This is a genomic window from Arthrobacter sp. 05L417, assembly GCF_056397865.1.
Genome location: NZ_JBFTOG010000018.1, coordinates 23,643 through 42,334 on the forward strand (window position 1 = coordinate 23,643; position 18,692 = coordinate 42,334).

The 18,692-nt window shown below is 63.9% G+C and carries 17 protein-coding genes; 5 read left to right on the forward strand and 12 right to left on the reverse strand.

Going from position 1 to position 18,692, the window contains the following annotated elements; all coding sequences use genetic code 11:
* Positions 1 to 80: 80 nt before the first annotated feature.
* The 12 genes from AC1DJW_RS14180 to AC1DJW_RS14235 all read right to left on the reverse strand — a co-directional run bounded on the left by AC1DJW_RS14180 (position 81) and on the right by AC1DJW_RS14235 (position 13,868).
* Positions 81 to 980 (reverse strand): N-acetylglucosamine kinase, encoded by a 900-nt coding sequence (locus tag AC1DJW_RS14180; RefSeq protein ID WP_476901702.1) that lies wholly within the window; start codon positions 978 to 980, stop codon positions 81 to 83.
* A gap of 3 nt (positions 981 to 983) precedes the next feature.
* The gene (locus tag AC1DJW_RS14185) at positions 984 to 2,063 is read right to left on the reverse strand and encodes a glycoside hydrolase family 130 protein (RefSeq protein WP_476901703.1); all 1,080 of its coding nucleotides are present in this window, start codon (positions 2,061 to 2,063) and stop codon (positions 984 to 986) included.
* Between the two features lie 38 nt (positions 2,064 to 2,101).
* Complete coding sequence (locus AC1DJW_RS14190; protein ID WP_476901704.1) at positions 2,102 to 4,186, reverse strand: hypothetical protein; 2,085 nt, start codon at positions 4,184 to 4,186, stop codon at positions 2,102 to 2,104.
* Between the two features lie 55 nt (positions 4,187 to 4,241).
* Positions 4,242 to 5,324 (reverse strand): glycoside hydrolase family 130 protein, encoded by a 1,083-nt coding sequence (locus AC1DJW_RS14195; protein WP_459342866.1) that lies wholly within the window; start codon positions 5,322 to 5,324, stop codon positions 4,242 to 4,244.
* A gap of 5 nt (positions 5,325 to 5,329) precedes the next feature.
* Positions 5,330 to 6,085 carry a carbohydrate ABC transporter permease gene (locus AC1DJW_RS14200; protein WP_284753762.1) on the reverse strand — a complete coding sequence of 252 codons (756 nt, stop codon included), beginning with the start codon at positions 6,083 to 6,085 and terminating at the stop codon, positions 5,330 to 5,332.
* Between the two features lie 217 nt (positions 6,086 to 6,302).
* A complete protein-coding gene (locus tag AC1DJW_RS14205) occupies positions 6,303 to 7,265 on the reverse strand; it encodes a carbohydrate ABC transporter permease (protein ID WP_476901705.1) in 963 nt (320 codons plus the stop codon).
* 13 nt (positions 7,266 to 7,278) lie between these two features.
* On the reverse strand, positions 7,279 to 8,589 hold the full coding sequence (locus AC1DJW_RS14210) for an extracellular solute-binding protein (RefSeq protein WP_284753659.1): 1,311 nt from the start codon (positions 8,587 to 8,589) through the stop codon (positions 7,279 to 7,281).
* A gap of 124 nt (positions 8,590 to 8,713) precedes the next feature.
* On the reverse strand, positions 8,714 to 9,739 hold the full coding sequence (locus AC1DJW_RS14215; protein WP_476901706.1) for a LacI family DNA-binding transcriptional regulator: 1,026 nt from the start codon (positions 9,737 to 9,739) through the stop codon (positions 8,714 to 8,716).
* A gap of 258 nt (positions 9,740 to 9,997) precedes the next feature.
* A complete protein-coding gene (locus AC1DJW_RS14220; protein ID WP_476901707.1) occupies positions 9,998 to 10,477 on the reverse strand; it encodes an RpiB/LacA/LacB family sugar-phosphate isomerase in 480 nt (159 codons plus the stop codon).
* Positions 10,474 to 12,204, reverse strand: coding sequence for a dihydroxyacetone kinase family protein (locus AC1DJW_RS14225; protein WP_476901708.1), 1,731 nt, complete (start codon positions 12,202 to 12,204; stop codon positions 10,474 to 10,476). The genes AC1DJW_RS14220 and AC1DJW_RS14225 overlap by 4 nt, the downstream gene beginning before the upstream one ends.
* 33 nt (positions 12,205 to 12,237) lie before the next feature.
* Positions 12,238 to 13,014 (reverse strand): SDR family NAD(P)-dependent oxidoreductase, encoded by a 777-nt coding sequence (locus tag AC1DJW_RS14230; protein ID WP_284753664.1) that lies wholly within the window; start codon positions 13,012 to 13,014, stop codon positions 12,238 to 12,240.
* A gap of 29 nt (positions 13,015 to 13,043) precedes the next feature.
* Positions 13,044 to 13,868: a sugar phosphate isomerase/epimerase family protein gene (locus tag AC1DJW_RS14235; protein WP_390282511.1), complete on the reverse strand. Its 825-nt coding sequence runs from the start codon at positions 13,866 to 13,868 to the stop codon at positions 13,044 to 13,046.
* 193 nt (positions 13,869 to 14,061) lie between these two features.
* Here AC1DJW_RS14235 and AC1DJW_RS14240 point away from each other — a divergent pair, with 193 nt between their 5' ends.
* From AC1DJW_RS14240 to AC1DJW_RS14260, 5 genes are all read left to right on the forward strand, one after another.
* Positions 14,062 to 15,399: an MFS transporter gene (locus tag AC1DJW_RS14240; protein ID WP_476901709.1), complete on the forward strand. Its 1,338-nt coding sequence runs from the start codon at positions 14,062 to 14,064 to the stop codon at positions 15,397 to 15,399.
* Positions 15,399 to 16,313 (forward strand): transketolase, encoded by a 915-nt coding sequence (locus AC1DJW_RS14245; RefSeq protein WP_390282515.1) that lies wholly within the window; start codon positions 15,399 to 15,401, stop codon positions 16,311 to 16,313. The genes AC1DJW_RS14240 and AC1DJW_RS14245 overlap by 1 nt, the downstream gene beginning before the upstream one ends.
* Positions 16,310 to 17,317 carry a transketolase family protein gene (locus AC1DJW_RS14250; protein ID WP_476901710.1) on the forward strand — a complete coding sequence of 336 codons (1,008 nt, stop codon included), beginning with the start codon at positions 16,310 to 16,312 and terminating at the stop codon, positions 17,315 to 17,317. The genes AC1DJW_RS14245 and AC1DJW_RS14250 overlap by 4 nt, the downstream gene beginning before the upstream one ends.
* Positions 17,318 to 17,440: 123 nt before the next feature.
* The gene (locus AC1DJW_RS14255; protein ID WP_284753764.1) at positions 17,441 to 18,100 is read left to right on the forward strand and encodes a GntR family transcriptional regulator; all 660 of its coding nucleotides are present in this window, start codon (positions 17,441 to 17,443) and stop codon (positions 18,098 to 18,100) included.
* Positions 18,101 to 18,282: 182 nt separating this feature from the next.
* Positions 18,283 to 18,609, forward strand: a complete 327-nt coding sequence (locus AC1DJW_RS14260) for a type II toxin-antitoxin system PemK/MazF family toxin (protein ID WP_390282518.1) — start codon at positions 18,283 to 18,285, stop codon at positions 18,607 to 18,609.
* Positions 18,610 to 18,692: the final 83 nt, after the last annotated feature.

The window sequence follows — 18,692 nt, forward strand, 5'->3', positions numbered from 1 at the left end:
CGCCGTACAAGCCTTTCCATAGTGCACAGTGAGGCGATGGCGGCTCAAGCCAGAACGGCGTTTGTTGCTAGTGAGACTCATCACAGCGGTGTCTCGTGGGATGCAAGGTGCAACGCGCCGAAGACCGGATCCTGGGTGAGGACCTGCAGAGTGTCGAGGCCTCGAGTGGCAAGGGCTAGACGCATGGCTGTCTGCAAAGGGGGCTGGTTCATGCCGAGGCCACCGCCGACGACAATGGGCCCCTTGATGTTCAGTTGCTCAGCGCATTTTGCTGCCAACGAGGCAAGATCGGCGCCTGCCTGGAGGATCATGTCCAAGGAGGCGGCATGCCCCGAGGCCGCGCACTCAAAGACAATCGGTGATTTGGAAGCCCAATATTCGCGCCCGGTGTCGCCGTGGAAAAGGGCAATCAAACCCTCCGGGCCGAGGAGTCCACAAGATTTCACAAGCGCTTTCGTCAGTTCGTCGGGGCGCAGCCCGTTGTTCATGCGCTCGAGGCTGTACTTCACCGCCTCACGACCGAACCAGTAACCGCTGCCTTCGTCGCCAAGCAAGTAACCCCAGCCGCCCGCACGCGCCTCGTCCTCGCCGTTAGTACCCCAGGCCGCGGATCCAGTGCCGGCGATTACGGCGATTCCGGTGCTGCAACCTGCGGCAGCCAGCAGAAGGCGCGTGTCATGGACAACGGAGACGACGGCGTCGGGAGCCAATGGCTGGATCAGTTCCGCCAGTGCGTTTGCATCTTCGGCGGTGTCGATCCCTCCGGAACCAACCACCACCCGCGCAACGGACTCAGCGCGGAGGGTGGCAAAGACGCCCTCCAGGTTGCTGCGGGCCTGGGTCCGGCTTACGTTCTGGACATTGGCGCTGCCGCCGGAAGTATCGGCAACGGCAGTGCCATCCAACCATTTGATGCCGCGCGTCTTTGAACCTCCGATGTCCAAACCTACAACTGCGCCGATCGTACTGGGGTGTGTCACTGCTTAGCCCTGGTCTGCCCGGTAGAAGTACATCTCCCGCGATCCCGAAGGGGCATCCCAGCCTTGGGCGAACATCCACGTTCCGTCGAACTTGAGCAGGCCGCCCCAAGCCAGTGAGCCTCCCCTGTGCATCGCCTTCTGGGTGAACGGTTTGTCCACGTCGTAGAGTGCCTGCGCAGCGGAGAACTGGCCGTCTGCATCACCGTAGAAGAAGTCCAGCACCAGCTTGCCGCCGCCGCTCCCGGTGCTGCCGCCGTCGTCGACAATGGCGCAAGCCACTTCGTGCAGCGAGCCGCCCAGCGGCCCAAGGTCCAGATACTCCTGCGGCCCAAACGTCCAATTCACCATGTCTGTGGACCGTCCCACGTGCGTGGTCCCACCGCAGCCCTCGGACAGATACATCAGGTAGTGCCCACCGATCTTGACGGCGTCGCCCTGGGCGTTCCTGGGGATGACAGCTCCCTTGGCCCAGAACCGCGAAACCTGGTAAGGGACGGCCAAGCCGAGCTTTTCCCAATGGATCAAATCGTCGGACACCGCGACATTGATGTCGCAGCCGACATCGCCAAGGGGATAGACATCCGGGTCCTGGCCAGACTGCTCCTCGCTGCGGTCGATCGTCCAGATCCCGTTGTAAAACATGTAGTAGCGGCCATTGGCCTGGTACACCTTGGGATCTTCGCAGCCAAGGATCTCATTGTCCTGGGTGGGGTAGATCACCGGATTGGACGGGCTGTCCTGCCAACCGGTTCCGGGATCGTAGACGGCGACGCCGATGCGGCTCGAGACCGATTCCTTGCGCGGTGATGCGCGGTAGAAGAGGTAGAGCTTGCCGTCGCGCTCCATCACGGAGGGATTGAAGATCGAATCCGCGGTCCAGCCGATGCCGGTTGGATCGGCCCAGTCCTGGACTTGCCGGAACGTCAGGGAATCGTCCTTGTGGAACGGGCCAACAGCCCATTCCGGGTGCTCAGGATACTCGGCGGAGAACTGGTCGGTGGAAATGGTGTCGGTCAGCGGATTGCTGAACGTGAGCGCTCCCTCGTAGCTGTGGAGCAAGGCTTCTTTAGTGATTTTCTGCATGGGTTCTTCCTGTTGCGAAGGCTGGGAGCCGGTGGGGACTAGTTGCGGACCAGGGTCACCCAGGTGAAGCCACCCGGGGCTACAGTGACGCGGCCGGAGTGGTCTGCGCCGTTCTGGTCAGGACCTGGTGCGACGGGCTGGCCTGAAGCGTCAAAGGCTTGCTGGCTCACATGGAACCCTTGGGGCATGTCCACTTTTCGGTCGATGTTTCCCGGGGCCGCGCTGATGTACAGGGTCGATTGGCCTCCGGAGCCGGAGACGGAAACCGAGGAGATCTGCGGCTGCAGCAGCACACCGTCGATCGACACATCGCTTCCGGCCTTGGCGGTCAGGCTGTCCTGGCCGGCCGGCATCGCGTGGTCGAGGGAGAACGGGAAGAGCTTGCCCGGAGCTGCCGTGATGCCTTGCTCGCCAGCGCCACCGTTGGGCGTGGTGCCGAGGAAAGTGCTCCCGGACGTCCACGACGTCGTGCCGGCGGCTTCTGGGCGCTGGTTCACGATCGGGTACGCGTTCCGTGCCTGGTCCGAAACCGGGACCGGGATCGTCAGGGTGCCGCCCGCGTTGAGGACGACGTATGCACCGCCGGACCAGTTCGCTTCACCAGTCCATGAGGAGGCAGGTTTGACCACGTCGCCGCCGGTTATGGTTGCGGATTCGGCTTCGGCCACCATGAGTCCGTCCGTCCCCACCGTGCTGCTGATCCCTAGGGCCTTGGCCTTGAGCTCCGGATCGGCGTCCAAGGCGAGCATGGACAACAACGTGTGGATGGTGGATTCCGCCCCGGAGTTGGGGTTGACGCGGCCGTCGGTTTCGATGCCGTCGATCGCTGTGCCTGTAGCCGGGTTGTACGCAGGCTTTCCACTGCGGTTGGCACCGAAGTACCAGCCGGCAGCAACCGCCGCGACGTCCAGCAGGCCGGGAGCATTCGCGGCTTTGGCGGTCGCCACGAGTCCTTCAACCCGCGAGTCCACGCCGTAGGCTATCTGCGCCTCACCCGGGGTCGGGCTCCAGGCATTGTCCGGTCCGCCCGCGGCGAGGAGCTGCGGAGTGAACTGGGCGGAGTCCTTCACCGCGGCCGTCAGCAGATCAGGGCGATGCAGCAATGGGGACGCGTTCGCGACGGCGGCCGCGGCCATTCCGCCCCAAGCGTGCCACAGGGTCCGGGACTGGTTCCACGGAAGAATCGCGCCAAAGGGCCACTGCTGAACCGATCCCGAGGACATCCCGGCGATACCCTCGGTGAGCTGGCTCAGCGCGGTGGCGGCAGCGCCGTCGTCGGGCGCGGCCTTTGAGTAGGCGGAGAGTCCGAGCACGGCTTCCGCCGAGGCATCCGCCCCTCCGGTGATGAGCCAGGCAGGGACCTTGGCGCCGTCGGCAACGTCGTACTTCCCGTACTTGGCGAGCGACTGCTTGTTCAGGGACCCGACGGCGAGGTCCAGCCTGGACTGCAGGAACGCGGCGAACTGGGGATCGGCGGACTTGAACGCCGCATACCCTTCGCCCAGCGCCCACACGGTCCGGGCAAGCCAGTAGGACTCGGCTGAATCGCTGGGGTCGGGAAGTTCCACAGGCTTGGCGCTCGGCGTCAGTGCGCCATCGGCTTGCTGCCACAAGACCACGTTGCCGGCATTGGGGCCGGAAGTTGTCTGCAAATACGTCAGCTCGCGCAGCACGTCGAAGGCACGGGTGCGGCTCGAGGCGTCGCCGGTCTGCTGCCAATGACGCAAGTAGACGACGGCGGTGCGCGCAACGTCGTCCGCGTTGAAGGCCCCCTGGCTCCAGTTGCCTGTGACAGGGTCCTTGGAACCTCCGCCTACCCGCGTGTAGCTGCCGTCGGCATTCTTGTTGGCGTACGTCGACGGTGCTTGTGCTGCTGGGTGTTCGCCGATCTGGTACGTCGTGTGGCCATCCACGGCGTGCAGGGGAACCGTGTCCAGCAGGAAATTCAGGTGGGAAAGATTGGTCAACGGCGCCTGCGACGCAGCAGCTTGCGCCTGAGACGCCGTGGCCGGAACCGGCTGCGTCGCTGAGGCCACGCCTGCCCCGGCCAGGAGCATCGACAGCGTTGCAACAACTGCCACCGGGGCGGATTTCAGCCGTGCATAAACAAGGGGAGGTGTCATGTCTAACTCCTAGGGGCGTGGAAGAGGGGCTGGACTGCCGGGCGCGGTACTGCTTTTAGGCGCGGTCCAGGCGCGCCACGCCGATCTTCGAATCAGCCATGCCATAGAAGACGAACAGCTGCTCGCCGATCTTCTCTATTGCCGTCGGAAAAACGACGTTGGGGACGATGCCCGAGATCTCGTCTTCCGTTTCCGGTGCCAGGAGCGGCTTGTCACTGCGGGCGATCACGATCGAGGGATCGTCACTGTCGAGGATCATCGCAGCGGCGGTGTAGTTGACGTTCTGCTGGTGGTCGAAGGCGGACTTTTCCATCGACCCGGAGACGCCGTGGTAGATCAGGAGCCAGCCCTCGTCGACCCGGATCGGTGCCGGTCCGCCGCCGATCTTGAGTTCTTCGAAGGGGAACTCGCTCAGGGCGACGAGCTTGTGCTTGCGCATGTGGACGAGGTTGCGGATGTCCTTCTCGACGTCGGCAACTGCGACATAGGAAATCCAAATGCCCGGGCGGTTGTCATCGAGGCCGGCCGGCAGGTGCTCGCCTTCGCCCTCGCGGATCCAACCGAGGTCCCACATGGGGCGGTGCAGCAAAGCGTAGGAGGGAACGCCGTCGGGATCGTTGACTGGTTCCGGGAAGAACACGGCATCCTTGTTGGCGAACAAGTTCAAGTCCATGGACAGGTCGGCCTGATACTCGAAGTGGCAAGGCCCCAGGCGGTCCCACGTGCGCAGGTCTTCGGAATGGGCGAAGGCCAGGCGGGGGCCCAGCGGTCCGTACGCAACATAGGTCATGAGGTGGCGGCCGAGGGACGGCACCCAGGTGATGCGGGGATCTTCCGTTCCCGCGTTGTTGAGGCCCCTTTCCCATCCTTCGTCCGGTGCCAGGACGACGCCCTGGCGTTCGACGCCGGACGGCACGCCGTCGTCGCCGATGATCACCTTGGCGAGCCCGACGCGGGAGACGTTGCCCTTCGCCACGAGGCGCGGCAGGAGGTACAGCTCACCGTCGGGTCCGCGGCCGCTGGCCGGGTTGAGGACGCCTTCGGCTTCGAACTCGTTCCCGTCCTCCGGAGTCATGATGACGCCGGCGCGGGTGAGGGTGAAGGGGACGGTGGGGAGTGCTGAAGTTGGGGAAGTCATAGAGCTTAGCCCTTTACGCTTGAACCGATATTGGTGGAAATGAATTGGCGCTGGAAGAAGATGAACAGCGCGACGGCGGGGGCCGCGAGGACGCAGGCACCGGCAAGGATGGCGCCGAACGGGTTGGATGCCGTGGCGGCAATGTTCGAGATGTAGTTCGCCAGGGAGACGGCGAGCGGCTGAATGGCTTGGTCCTTGGTGACGAGGAACGGCCACAGGAACTCATTCCACGGACCGATGAAAGTCAGCAGGATTGCCGTGACGATGGCGGGCCGGACCAGGGGGATCGCGATCTGCCAGAGGATCCTCAGCTCGCTGGCTCCGTCGATGCGGGCGGCCTCGAACAAGGTGGAGGGCAGCTGCATGAAGTACTGACGGAAGACGAACACCGCGGTCGAATTGATCGCGAACGGCAGGATCATGCCCAGGTACGTGTCCGCAAGTCCGTAGTCCCGGACAATCATGACGTACAGCGGGATGAGCAGGAGCTGGAACGGAATCATCTGCACCAGCAGCATCATCCCGAAGACAACCCCCTTGCCGCGGAACTGCATCTGGGCGAGCGCGTAGCCCACCAGGAGCCCGAAAACCACCGTGAAGAAGATGACGCCACCGGTGAAGATACCCGAGTTGACCAGGCCTTTCAGCAGGTCGATCGAGTTGTTGATGTTGCTGTAGTTCTCGCCGGTGATGTTTGCCGGGCTTGGGAACGCGCCGGCCACTGAAGTGTCCGGGGAGGTCTGCAGCGAGCCGATGAACATGTAGTAGAACGGGAACAGGAAGACGAACGCTCCTAGCGCCAACAGCACGAAGCTGCCCACGCCGAGGTTCTTGCGCTTCGCCACGGAACTGCCCTTGCGGGAGGCCGGCGCTACGGGTGCCGGGGCTTCGGAAGTCGCTCCTTCGTGAGCGCCGGCACCAGGCCGGCGGGCGTCGTCGTCGTCGTTCCTGAGAGGCGTCTTGTTGAAAATCGACACGTCAGTCCTCCTTCCCGCCCACGAGGCGTTTCTGGATCAGGGCGATCAGCAACACGCCGATCACCAGCACCACGCCCAGCGCTGCCGCGACATCGGGATTCCCCTGCAGGATCCCCTTCTGGTACATGAGGAACACGGGCGACGTCGAGGCTCCGTCCGGTCCGCCTCCGCCCGTGAGCAGATAGGGCTCAGTGAACAGGTTCGCTCCTGTGATGGTGGCGAGCAGCGTCACCAATACGCTGGCCGAGCGCACTCCCGGAACGGTGATGTTCCAGAACTGGACCCATTTGTTCCCGCCGTCCACCGAGGCCGACTCGTAGAGCTCGTCCGGGATGTTTTGAAGGGCGGCCAGGTAGAGCAGGATGAAGAACCCCAATTGCTTCCACGTCACGTACAAAGCGACGGTCGGCATTGCCAGCCAGGAGTTCGTCAACCACGAGGGGTTCGGGGCCAGCGGCCCCAGAATGGCGTTGACCAGCCCGTCCTGCTGGAATAGGAACAGCCAGACCCCGACGACGGCGACGCTCGCCGTGACGTATGGGACGTAGTAGCTGACCCGGAAGAAGGTCTTGAGCCGGGTGACGCGGTTCAAGGCGTTGGCCAGGACCAGGGACAGGCCCACGGTCAGCGGCACGTTGATGATCAGGAACACGCCGATATTGGCGAAGGACCGTTGTACTTCGGGATCGGACAGGACGCTGATGTAGTTGTCCAACCCCACGAAGGGACGGTCAACCTGGACGCCCGGAGCAGTGAAGAAGAATTGGTGGAAGGAAATGTAGACGGCGTACCCAAGCGGATAGGCCAGCACCGCAAGGACGAAGATGACATAGGGGGCGCTGAACAGCAGTCCCAATGGCTGGCGGCCCAGGAAGTTCTTGCGTTTCCTGGGCGCCTGCCGCTGGTCCACGGTCCGCCCGGCAGTGTCTCCCGTGGCGGGACCCCCAGCTGAGCGAAGTGACATGGGGATTCGCCTGCTACTTCTGGGCTGCCAGTTGGTTGATCTTGTCAGATGCACCCTTGAAGGCGTCGTCGATGCTCTGGTTGCCGAAGATCACGGACTTGCTCCAGGCGTCACGGAAGGTCTGCCAGATCTGGACTGAGTTGGAGACGTTGGGGACTTCCACGGTCCGCGCGGCTTCGTCGGCGAAGGTCTTGTAGGCCGGGTTCTGGTTGAAGTAGTCCGCGTAGGTGGTGGCCAAGTCCTTGCGCATCGGCATCTGGCCGGTTCCGGAGAGGAGCTTGCCGTCTTGTTCCTTGCTGGTGGCGAACTTCATGACCTCCCACGCGGTGCCTTGGTTCTTGCACGAGGAGTACATGGCGATGTTCTTGGCGTCGGAGAAGGTGGAGCCGTCGGTCTGGGCTTGAGTACCCGGGACCGGGACCGTGCCCCAGTTCACCTTGCCCTTGTAAGCCGCGACTGCCCAGGGGCCGGCGAGGGACATGCCGGCCTTGCCATCAGCGAAGGAGTCACCCTTGTACGCTTCCTTGGATGCCAGGTTCTCCTTGTAGAGCGTCTGGAACATGGTGGCGACCTGCTTGCCTTGATCGCTGTCAAAGGTGGACTTGCCATCCTTGAGCAGCGTGGTGCCACCCGAATTGGCGGCATAGAACGGGTAGAAGTCGAACCAGGGCTGGTAGAAATCGCTCGTGGGCGAAGGCCACACGGCGTTCGCGACTGCGCCGGACTTCACGAGGGTGCGGGCAGTGTCCAGGAACTCGGACTGCGTGGCAAGCTTGGGCTTTTCCGGGTCCAGGCCGGCCTTCGCGAAGACGTCCTTGTTGTAGAAGAGGACCACCGGGTTGGACTTCCACGGAAGCTGGTACGTCTTGCCGTCGGAGGACTTGTACTGATTGGCTAGGTCGCCGGTACGGTCCTTGATGTACTGGGCGCCGTCCGGGAAAGAGTCCAGCGGGACCAGGCCACCCTGCTTCTGGAACTGCGGAACAGCTACCGGGGCAGTGTTGAAGACCAGGCAGGGAGCGTTGCCGGCGGTGATTGCTGCCCCGATGACCTCTTCGGAGCTCTTGCCTGCGGGGATTTCCTGCGCATCGACTTGCTGGTCAGGGTGGGCAGCGTTCCATGAAGCCACCATGTCCTTGCCCCACTTCACCTCGAACTCGTTGTTGGAGTACCAGATCTTGATGGGACCCTTGGCCGTGGTGGCGGAGTTCGCTCCAGAAGCTGTGCTGCTGGAGGCTCCTCCACCGCATGCTGCCAGGCCGGCTCCGATAACGGCAATAGCGGTAAGGGAGAGGACTCTCGAACTGATTTTTCCGTGCTTCATTGCAACTCCTTTTGCGGGTAAAAACTGAAAATGCGGTGGCGGCATTGCCTTCAAGCGGGAATGGCAAATAGCCCCACCCAATTGCGGGTAAATCGGTAATAGTCAGGCTGGACGTCTGAGGCGGCTAGTTTTTCGGCATGCTGGGGGCCGGCCCGGTGGATGCACGGACTACCAGTTTTGGCGATGGCAGATAGACGTCTTCAGCCGGGGCTCCGCCGAGAAGGCTCAGCAACTGCTGGGCGGCAACCCGCCCCCAGAGCAGTGGATCGGCGGGAACAGTGGTCAACGGAGGGTTGAGATATGTGGCGAGCTCGGTGTCGTCGTAGCCCGTGATGGATAGATCGTCGGGAACATCGAGTCCGAGGGACTGGGCGTAGGACTGTCCGGCAGTGGCCATCAGATCGTTCGCGTAGATGATCGCAGTGGGTCGCTTGGGCGAGCGAAGCAGCTCCGCGGTAGCAGCCAATCCGCCGGCTGCGGTGAAGTCGGCTTCAATGAAGGAACCGGCTTCGAGCCCGGCTTTCGACATGGCGTTTTGCCAAGCCAACCGCCGGCTTCGGCCGTGGATGTAACTCTGCGGTCCGCCCACGTGCCCGATTCTGGTGTGTCCCAGGGAAACGAGGTGCTCGACGGCGGCCGCTATGCCTTCCGTATCGTCCATGCAGACGGCAGGGAACGGCGAGGGGGTTTCAGGCCGGTTGAGGGTGACGGCCGGAATCTTCAGGCTCGTCAACAAAGCGATCCGGGAGTCGTCAACCCTCATGTCCGTAAGGATGACGCCGTCCACGCGGCTGTCGGCAGCCAGCTTCCGATAGCCCAGTTCCTCAGCTTCGGCGCTGGCGGCGACCGTGAGGACCAGCGCGTATTCGTGCTCAACGAGGGTGGTCTCGATCCCGGCGATGAACGCGGGGAAGAAGGGGTCCGTTCCCAAAAGCCTGGGATCCCTTGCCACCACGAGCCCCACGGCGAAGGCTTTGGCGGACGACAGGCTCTTGGCGCGAAGATTCGGCTTCCACCCCAGTTCCCTGGCTACCCTGAGAATGCGCTCCCGGGTGTCATCACTGACGCCGGGCTGCCCGTTCAACGCGTACGAGACGGCACCCTTGCTCACGCCGGCTGCCTGCGCAACGTCGTTGATGGTCACTGTCATGTTTGCCTCATTGCCACTTGGTGATTGGGGTCACTGAACCGGTTTTGTTATCTCTACTGAACCGGTTCAGAGAACTCTTGTCAAGGGCAAACGAGAAATTGATGGGTATTTGCGCGTCGTTTGCAGGCAGTCGACGGCACTGGCGATCGCTCACACGACACTGGCGGCCGGTATAACCCAACTGACTCGCAGTTGTTGTCGTTATGAGGGCTCATAACGACAACGACTGCGAGTCAGTTGGGAACGCGGGGACGGGAATCAGCAGCCCTCGAAGTCCGTGAGCACCTTCACTTTGTCGGCCGACGCCGAGGCCGGGTCGAAGGCATAGCCGAGCCATTCCCGTGCCAGCCTGCTGGCCAGTTCCACCCCGACTACGCGCTGGCCCATCGTGAGCACCTGGCAATCGTTGGACAGGATGGATCGCTCGACGGAGAAGGAATCGTGGGCTGTGGTGGCGCGGATTCCGTCCACTTTGTTCGCCGCGATGGCCACGCCGATTCCGGTGCCGCAGAACAGGATGGCCCGGTCTGCATGGCCGTCCCGGATGAGTTCTCCCGCCTTGATCCCGACGTACGGGTAGGGAGTGGTGAAGTCTTCCAAGGAGTCGCCCCGGTTGACGCCAATGTCGATGATTTCGATGATCCGCGGATCGTCCCGCAGGTCCGCCATGATCCGGTCTTTGTAGTCCACGCCTGCTTCGTCGGCGCCCAGGATGAGTCGGAAACGTTTCGTGGTCATGCCGTGACCTTCCCGGCACTCACAACATGCGGGCCCATGACGGTGAAGATCATCGCCAGTGACGTGGCTCCGGGGTCTGCTGTGCCCAGGCTTTTCTCGGCGAGCGGCCGGGCCCGTCCTTTGAGGGGACGGAGCGCGGCCGTAGCTTGCGCAGCCGAGGTGGCCGCCGAGGCAGCTTCAGCCCAGGCACGCTCCGGAAGGACACCCTCGGAGACGCGCTCGCTGAAGGTTTCGGCGAAGGGGAGCAGGGCATCCACCATGGTCTTGTCGCCTATCTCGGCCTTGCCCAGGTCGGTGATCCGCGCGGCGAACGCTGTCACGGCTGCGGCGAGTCCAGCCGGTTCCGGCGCCTCGTCGTTGCCAAGGGATTCGCCGAAGGCGCGGAGGCCTGCGCCCCACAGAACGCCCGAGGTTCCCCCCGCTTTGTCCGCCCAGGCATCGCCTGCGGCACCCAACATATCGCCGGCTCCCGCGCCACCGGCCAACGCCGCAACCGCTGCCGCGGTTGCGGCGTCAATTCCGCGTACCATTCCGCGGCCGTGGTCGCCGTCGCCCGCTACCGCGTCCATGTCGCCGAGGCGCGATTCGGCGTCGTGCAGTGCTTTCCGCGCCGCCTCGAGCGCGTCCGCGCAGCTCGCGGCGTAGTTGCGCGAGTCCGGGGTGGCCGCGAAAGCGATAGCCTCAGCGCCGCCGTCGTACGCCTCCTCCGAAAGCAAACCGCCAGCAAGGGTGGCGTTGCCGCGCCGGTAAGCGGGTGTTTCGGCGGGTGCCGTCCAGAGCGGCTCGAGTTCATCGTCCAGCCACGTGATGGTGAGGGAAACGCCGGACATGTCCAGGCTCGTCACCAGTTCGCCCACCTCCGGCATGACCAAGGTGTACCCGGCGGCGCGCAGCAACGGGGCCACCGTCAGCCACAGGACGAAGAGTTCCTCGTGCTTGGTGGAGCCGAGTCCGTTGAGGATGACGGCAAGGCGGTTTCCCGCTCCGTGCGGGGTTTCTGCCAGTAGCCGAGCGACGAGTTCCTGGCCGAGTTCCTTGGCCGACGGAAGGTCGGTGTCGAACAATCCGGGCTCGCCGTGGATGCCCAGGCCAAGTCCCATCTGCTTGTCCTTGAGCGTGAACAGCGGCGTGTCGGCGCCGGGGAAGGTGCAGCCGTGGAATGCGCTGCCGATGGTACGGGTCAGGTTATTGGCTTTCCGGCCCAGGCGCACGACGTCGGCCAGTCCGGCTCCCGCTTCGGCGGCGGCGCCCATGATCTTGAAGACCGTGAAGTCGCCCGCGATGCCGCGGCGCTTGGCCGATTCCGACGGCGGCGCGCTCGCGATGTCGTCCGTCACCAGCACGTTTTCGACGGCGATGCCTTCCGCAGCCAAGCGCTCGCTGGCCATGCCGAAGTTCAGGACGTCTCCGGCGTAGTTGCCGTAGGTGAACACCACGCCGGCGCCGGAATCTGCAGCCTTGGCCACGGAGTAGGCCTGTTGGGCGGACGGCGAGGTGAAGATGTTGCCCACGACGGCGCCGTCGGCCAGTCCAGCACCGATGAGTCCGGCGAATGCCGGGTAGTGGCCGGATCCGCCGCCGGCCAGGACGGCCACCTTGGGCTGCTCGGGACGACGGCGGCGAACTGCGCCGCCGGGAACCTGGCGCACCAGGCCGGAGTGGAGGTCGCAGAAGCCGGCGAGGGCTTCGTCTGCGAAATCGGCGGGATCGTTGAAGATTTTGGTCATCGTGGGCTCTTTCGGCTACGGATGCGGGGGTTGCTAGTGGATGTGGCTTCCACCGTTGATGTCGATGGTGGTTCCTGTGAGGTAGGCGGATTCCTCGGAAGAGAGGAACGTGATGACGGCGGCGACTTCCTCCGTGGTGGCGTTGCGGCCCAGGGGGATGCCGGCGTTGATGGCGGCTTCCTGCTCATCGGTGCTGCCGACGCGGATGTTGGTGTCAACGGCGCCCGGAGTAATGGCGTTCACGGTGACGCCGGTGGCGCCGATTTCGCGCGCCAGCGCCTTGGTGAAGCCCAGGATGGCGGCCTTCGCGGCGGAGTAGGGGACCTTGCCGAACACGCCGCCGCCACGCTGGGCGGAGACCGAAGACATGTTCACGATGCGGCCCCAGCCGTTGGCGATCATGTCCGGCAGGAAGGCCTTGGTCACCAGGTATGTGCCGGTGGCGTTCACGTCCATGACCTTGTGCCACAGTTCCAGCGTGGTTTCGAGGAACGGCACGGGCGAGGTGATGCCCGCGATGTTGGCGAGGGCGCCGACGGCGGGGAGGTTGCCTGCGCTGATCTCGGCGGCGACTGCTTTGTAGGCCGCGTTGACGGAAGCTTCGTTGGCGACGTCGATCTCGTAGCCGAACGCGGGGACGTTGAACTGGTTGCCGATTTCCGCTGCGACCTTGGCGGACTTCTCGCCGTCGAGGTCCAGGATCACCACGGCCCAGCCGGCGTTGGCGTAGCGGCGTGCGGTGGTGATGCCGATGCCCCGGTCCGAGGTTGCCCCGGTGAGGACGGCGGTGCGCTGGATGGTGGTGGTCATGATGCTCCTTGGGTTTGTTGTTGTGAAAGTCAGATGAGGTCTGTGATGAAGCTGGCGGCTTTGGCGGCCGCCGCCGGTCGTTCGTCGTGGGTGACGTCGCGGGTTTCGAGCTCGAGCGAGAAATGGCCGCTGTAGCCGGTGGCTGCGAGCGAGCTGAGTCCGGCGGCGAAGTCCGCCTGGCCGTTTCCGATGCTGAGGTTGATGTTGCCCGGAACCGCGTCCCGCAAGTGGACATGTGCTATCCGGCCGCGATGGCGTTCGATGTATTGCAGCGGTTCTTCGCCCGCGGCGACGATGTGGCTGAAGTCCATGACAATCCCGACGCCGGAGCCCGCCAGCCGCGCCGCTAGCTGTTCGGCGCGCTCCAGGCTCCAGCAGAACCGGAGGAAATGCAGGGATTCGGTCCAGAGTTCGACGCCGAACTCCGCCGCGCGCTGTCCGGCGCCGATGAGTTGGGCTGCGATGGTGTCCAGGTCCTCGTCGAGGCCGCGGACCGGATCGCGGGACAACGTTCCGCACGGGAGGACCAAGGCCTTCGCTCCGGTGTTGGCCGTGAGGGTGAGGAGTGCGTCAAGGTGACTTTCGCGGGCGGCGCGCTGGCCGGCGTCGAGCACTGCGTTGAGGTCTCCTATGTCGCCGTTGACCGAACGGACCCGCAACCCTGAGGCGGCGACCTCCGCGGTCACGGCCGCGACGGCGTCGGAATCAAGCTCATAGGGAACGTGATCGCAGACACCCGGCAGCGCGCCGAGGTCGATCTCCTCAAAGCCCAAACCGCCGATGGTGCGCAGGGCGGTGGGCAGATCCTGGTGCCGGAAGCTGATGGACGAGCAACCGAGTCGGGAGTTGAACATCTTCGTTTCCTCCAGTCGTGCCCGAAGGCAGTAGTGATGGGAACCACAGTAGCTAGGTTAACTGTTAACAGTCAACCCTTGAAGTTGACTGTTGACAGAAACGGATGATGCAGGTCACACTGGCGTATCATGTGTTAACAGTCGACAGTGCTGAAGCGCCTAGCCTCAGTCGCTCTTCGAAAGGGATTCACCAATGAGCAAAGAAGCTCTGAGCATGCGCGGTCCGGTCCATGGAACCAAGGACGCCAGACGCGTCGCCATCGGCTCCGGCGTCGGCGCGGTCATCGAAACTTATGACTTCATCGGCTTCGGCACCGCGGCTGCCCTGTACTTCGGAACGGCGTTCTTCCCCACGGGTGATCCCGTAACCGGCACCCTCGCCGCTTTCGCGACCCTCGGCGTCGGCTTCGCGGCCCGTCCCATCGGCGGCATCATCGGCGGCCACCTCGGCGACAAGCTGGGACGCAAGCCCGTCCTCGTCGCTTCCCTCATCCTGATGGGCGTGGCCACCTTCCTGATCGGCCTTCTTCCCACCTACACCCAGGTGGGCCTGTTGGCTCCGGCGCTGCTGGTGTTCGTCCGCATCGTCCAGGGCCTGGCCTTCGGAGCCGAACGGGGTGGCGCCATCCTGATGAGCTATGAGCACGCTCCATGGAAGAAGAAGGGGAAGTACACGGGCATCGTCCAGGCCGGATTCCCCGTGGGCCTGCTGCTGGCCAACCTGGTTTTCCTTGTCAGCGTCCAGCTCGGCGGCGAACTCGCCTGGCGCATCCCGTTCCTCGCCAGCATCGTCTTGGTCGTCGTAGGCCTGATCATCCGCTCCAAGGTCCCCGAATCTCCCGTCTTCGACGAGGTCAAGGACAGCGGGGCCATCGTGAAGTCGCCCATCGTGGAGGTCCTGAAGACCGATTGGCGCAACATCGTCAAGGGCATCGGCCTCCGTATCGCCGAGACCGCAGGCTACGCCGTCTCCATCACGTACATGATTTCCTACCTGAACAGCCAGCACTTGGCAGATAAGACCCAAACCCTGGTGGCCCTCTGCATCGCTTCCGCCATCGGCATCTTCGCAACCCAGGCCTGGGCGCGGCTCACGGACAGGATCGGACGGCGTCCCGTCTACATCTGGTCCTGCGCCTTCGCCGTGCTGTTTGCCATCCCGATGTTCCTGCTGGTCAACACCGGCTTGTTCATCTTCATCATTGCCACGATCGCCGTCTCCTACGGCGTCTGCCAGAACTCCCTTGCCGGCGCCCAGGGCGCCTGGTTCCCCGAGCTGTTCCAGGCCAAGACCCGCGCCTCCGGCGCTTCGCTGGCCTACCAGATCTCGGCAATGGTCTCCGGCTTTACACCCTTCATCACCACGCTGCTCTTCGTCGCCATGGGATGGATGGGCCCGGCATTGCTCTTCGGCCTGTACGCGGCCATCGGCCTCTGGGCGGCTTTGGCTACCCGTGAAACCTGGGGCAAGCGGGAGCGCCAGTTGGCCGATGAGGCCACCAAAAGCACTCCCCAGTCGGTGAATGTCTAATGACTGTGGCGCAGGAACAAAATACGGCAGGACGGGTCGGAAAGACCGTGACGGAACGCATTGAACGCGTAGCTGCAGCCGCCAATCGGATCAGGCACCACGCCCTCAACATGGGCGAAGTCCAGGGCCAGGGCTACGTTGGCCAGGCGCTAGGAGCGGCGGACATGCTCGCCGCCGTCTATGCGGACCAGCTCCGCTACCGCGCCAATGACCCCGAGTGGGAGGGCCGGGACCGCTTCCTGCTTTCCACGGGCCACTATGCAATCGGCCACTACGCAGCGCTGGCCGAGGCTGGGATCATTCCCGTGGAGGAACTCGAAAGCTACGGCTCGGACGATTCCCGCCTGCCCATGTCCGGGATGTCGACGTACACGCCCGGCATGGAAATCTCCGGAGGGTCGCTTGGCCACGGGCTCTCCATCGCTGTAGGAATTGCCCTTGGCCTCCGGCATCGCGCTCCATCGGGAGAGGGCTCCAGTGCGAGGGTGTACAACTTCCTCTCCGACGGAGAACTCGACGAAGGATCCACGTGGGAAGCCGCCATGGGCGCGCACCACCATCAGTTGGGGAACCTCACTGCCATGGTGGACATCAACGCCCTGCAGGCGGACGGTAAGACCGACACGGTCCTCCGGACCGAACCCGTGACGGAGAAGTGGGAAGCTTTCGGCTGGTACACGCAGCGGGTGGACGGGAACGACGTCGGTGCGTTGCTGGCGGCGTTCGACAACGCAGCCGCCCAGGCCGCCGCCGTCGGACGTCCTTCCGTCATCTTGTGCGACACGAAGGTGGGGCGCGGAGTGCCGCTGCTCGAAGAACGTGAAAAGGCGCACTTCATGCGCATCGAAGAACACGAATGGCAGCTCTGCCGCGAGCAACTGACCGCAGGATCCAACGGGAGGGCCGGCCGATGAGCACCGTCACCGCTTTGAAAGGCGCAGCACCCAGGCTGAAAACGTCGGCCATGATCGCGTCCTTCGCGGACCCGGGCCAGAAGACTTCGTCGGCGCCTTTCGGCCATGCGTTGGTGAAGGCCGCCGAGGCTGACTCGCGAATCGTCGGACTCACCGCCGACCTGGGCAAATACACGGACATGCATATCTTCGCGAAGGCGTTCCCGGAGCGGTTTTTCCAGATGGGCATGGCCGAGCAGTTGCTCTTCGGTGCGGCGGCAGGCTTGGCCGAGACAGGTTTGATTCCGTTTGCCTCAACCTATTCCGTGTTCGCCGCGCGCCGGGCCTACGATTTCCTCTGCCTCGACATCGCCGAACCGAACCTGAACGTGAACATCGTGGGCGGCCTCCCGGGCCTGACCACGGGCTACGGCCCCAGCCACCAGGCCACGGAGGACATGGCGATCTTCCGCGGAATGCCGAACCTGACCATCGTCGATCCGTGCGACTCCGTGGACATCGAACAGGCGGTGCCGCAGCTGGCCGCCAGCGACGGACCTACGTACCTGCGCCTTCTTCGCGGCAACGTCCCCACTGTGCTGGACGAGTATGACTACACCTTCGAACTCGGCAAGGCGAAGGTGCTTCGTGGTGGCAACGACGTCGTGTTTGTCTCCAGCGGGTTGATGACCATGCGCGCGCTGCAGGCAGCAGAGGCGCTCGCCGCGCACAAGGTGGATGTCGCCGTCGTGCACGCGCCCACCATCAAACCGTTCGACGCCGCCACCGTCCTGGCGGAACTGGACACCGACCGCCTGGCCGTCACGCTGGAGAACCACAGCGTGGTGGGCGGCTTGTTCGAAACCGTGGCCTCGGCAGTGGTCACAGCCGGGCTGGGCAAGCGCGTGGTTCCCGTTGCCCTGCCGGACGAGTTCCTCGACGCCGGTGCGCTGCCGACCCTGCACGAACGCTACGGACTGTCGGTGCAGCGGATCGTGGCAAAGGTCCTCGCGGAACTGGGCTGACCCGGTTCTTCAAAGAGGCGGGAGCGCGGAACAGGCATGAGCCGGTTCCGCGCTCCTGCCGTAAGATCAACAGTTAACACACCGACTGTAAACAGTCGACCACTGACATTGAGGACGGACATGATGGCCGGAGCAACAGCACCCCTTCTGGGACTGGAAAAGAAGAGCCTCCGCGAGCAGGCGCTCTCCGCCCTGCGCACCGCCATTACGAGCGGCGAGCTGGCGCCAGGACGGCATCTCGTAGAGACCGAGCTCTCGGACATGCTCCAGATCAGCCGCGGGACGCTCCGGGAAGCCCTGCGGCAACTCGAGCAGGAGGGCCTGCTGTCTGCAGGACCCCGCGGCCGGCTCTCCGTCCGCCACTTGGATGCCAAGGAAATCCGCGATATCTACTCAGTGCGGGCAGCCCTGGAGTCCCTCGCCGCGCGCACGCTCTGCGAGTTGGCGGACCGCCAACAGGTGATCACCTCGCTGCGTGCCGCCATCGACGCCATGGCCGCCGCGACCAAGGGAAGCCTTGAAGAACGGATCGAGTCCGATCTGGAATTCCACCGCACGATGTGCCGCCTCACCGGCAACGAGACCCTGCTCCATTCCTGGGAATCGCTGGAGGGATCCATCCGGATGTCCATCATGTTCGCCGGATTGGAAAAGGGCGTCAAGAACATGAGCGTCGAGCGTCACCACGACATCGTGGCCGCCATCGAGACCGGGGACGTATCCCTGGCCCGCAAGACCATCCTCGAGCACATGGACAGCGCTGCCGCGGAGCTGGTCGCTTAAGCGCCCGACGGCGGCGCCTGACTTTCACGGTGGCGGCACTTCGAGTGAGGGCGTCTCTGAACCTGTCGCCAGAGTGACGTTACATGTAACATTGATACCATGGCAGTTCGAGATCGGGTCAGTGACCGCCACTCCGATGACCAAGAGTTCATCGAGGCCGTGTCAGCGCCCTGGGACGGCGAGTGAACCGTGGAGAACTTTGGACTGTGGCCGGCGGCGTCTACGCCTCCAAGCCACGGCCGGCGCTTGTGATCCAGGATGACCGATTCGATGTCACCGATTCCGTCACGGTTCTTCCTCTGACAACAACCCTCATCGACGCACCTCTCCTTCGGGTCAGTGTCTCAGCTTCAGAGCTGTCCGGCTTGCGGCAGGAAAGCCGCGTGATGATCGACAAGTTGACGACGGTCCGGCGTTCCAACGTGCAAAGCCGTATCGGCCGTTTGACATCCGCACAGCTCGTAGAGATTGAAAGAGCTTTGCTAGTGTTCCTTGGACTTGCCGGGTAGCACATCGTCGGGTGGCGCCGACGGCGCTCGCCACATTTCCGTTGAGGGTCACTGCCAGTACCCCTCACGACAGAGACTCCCTC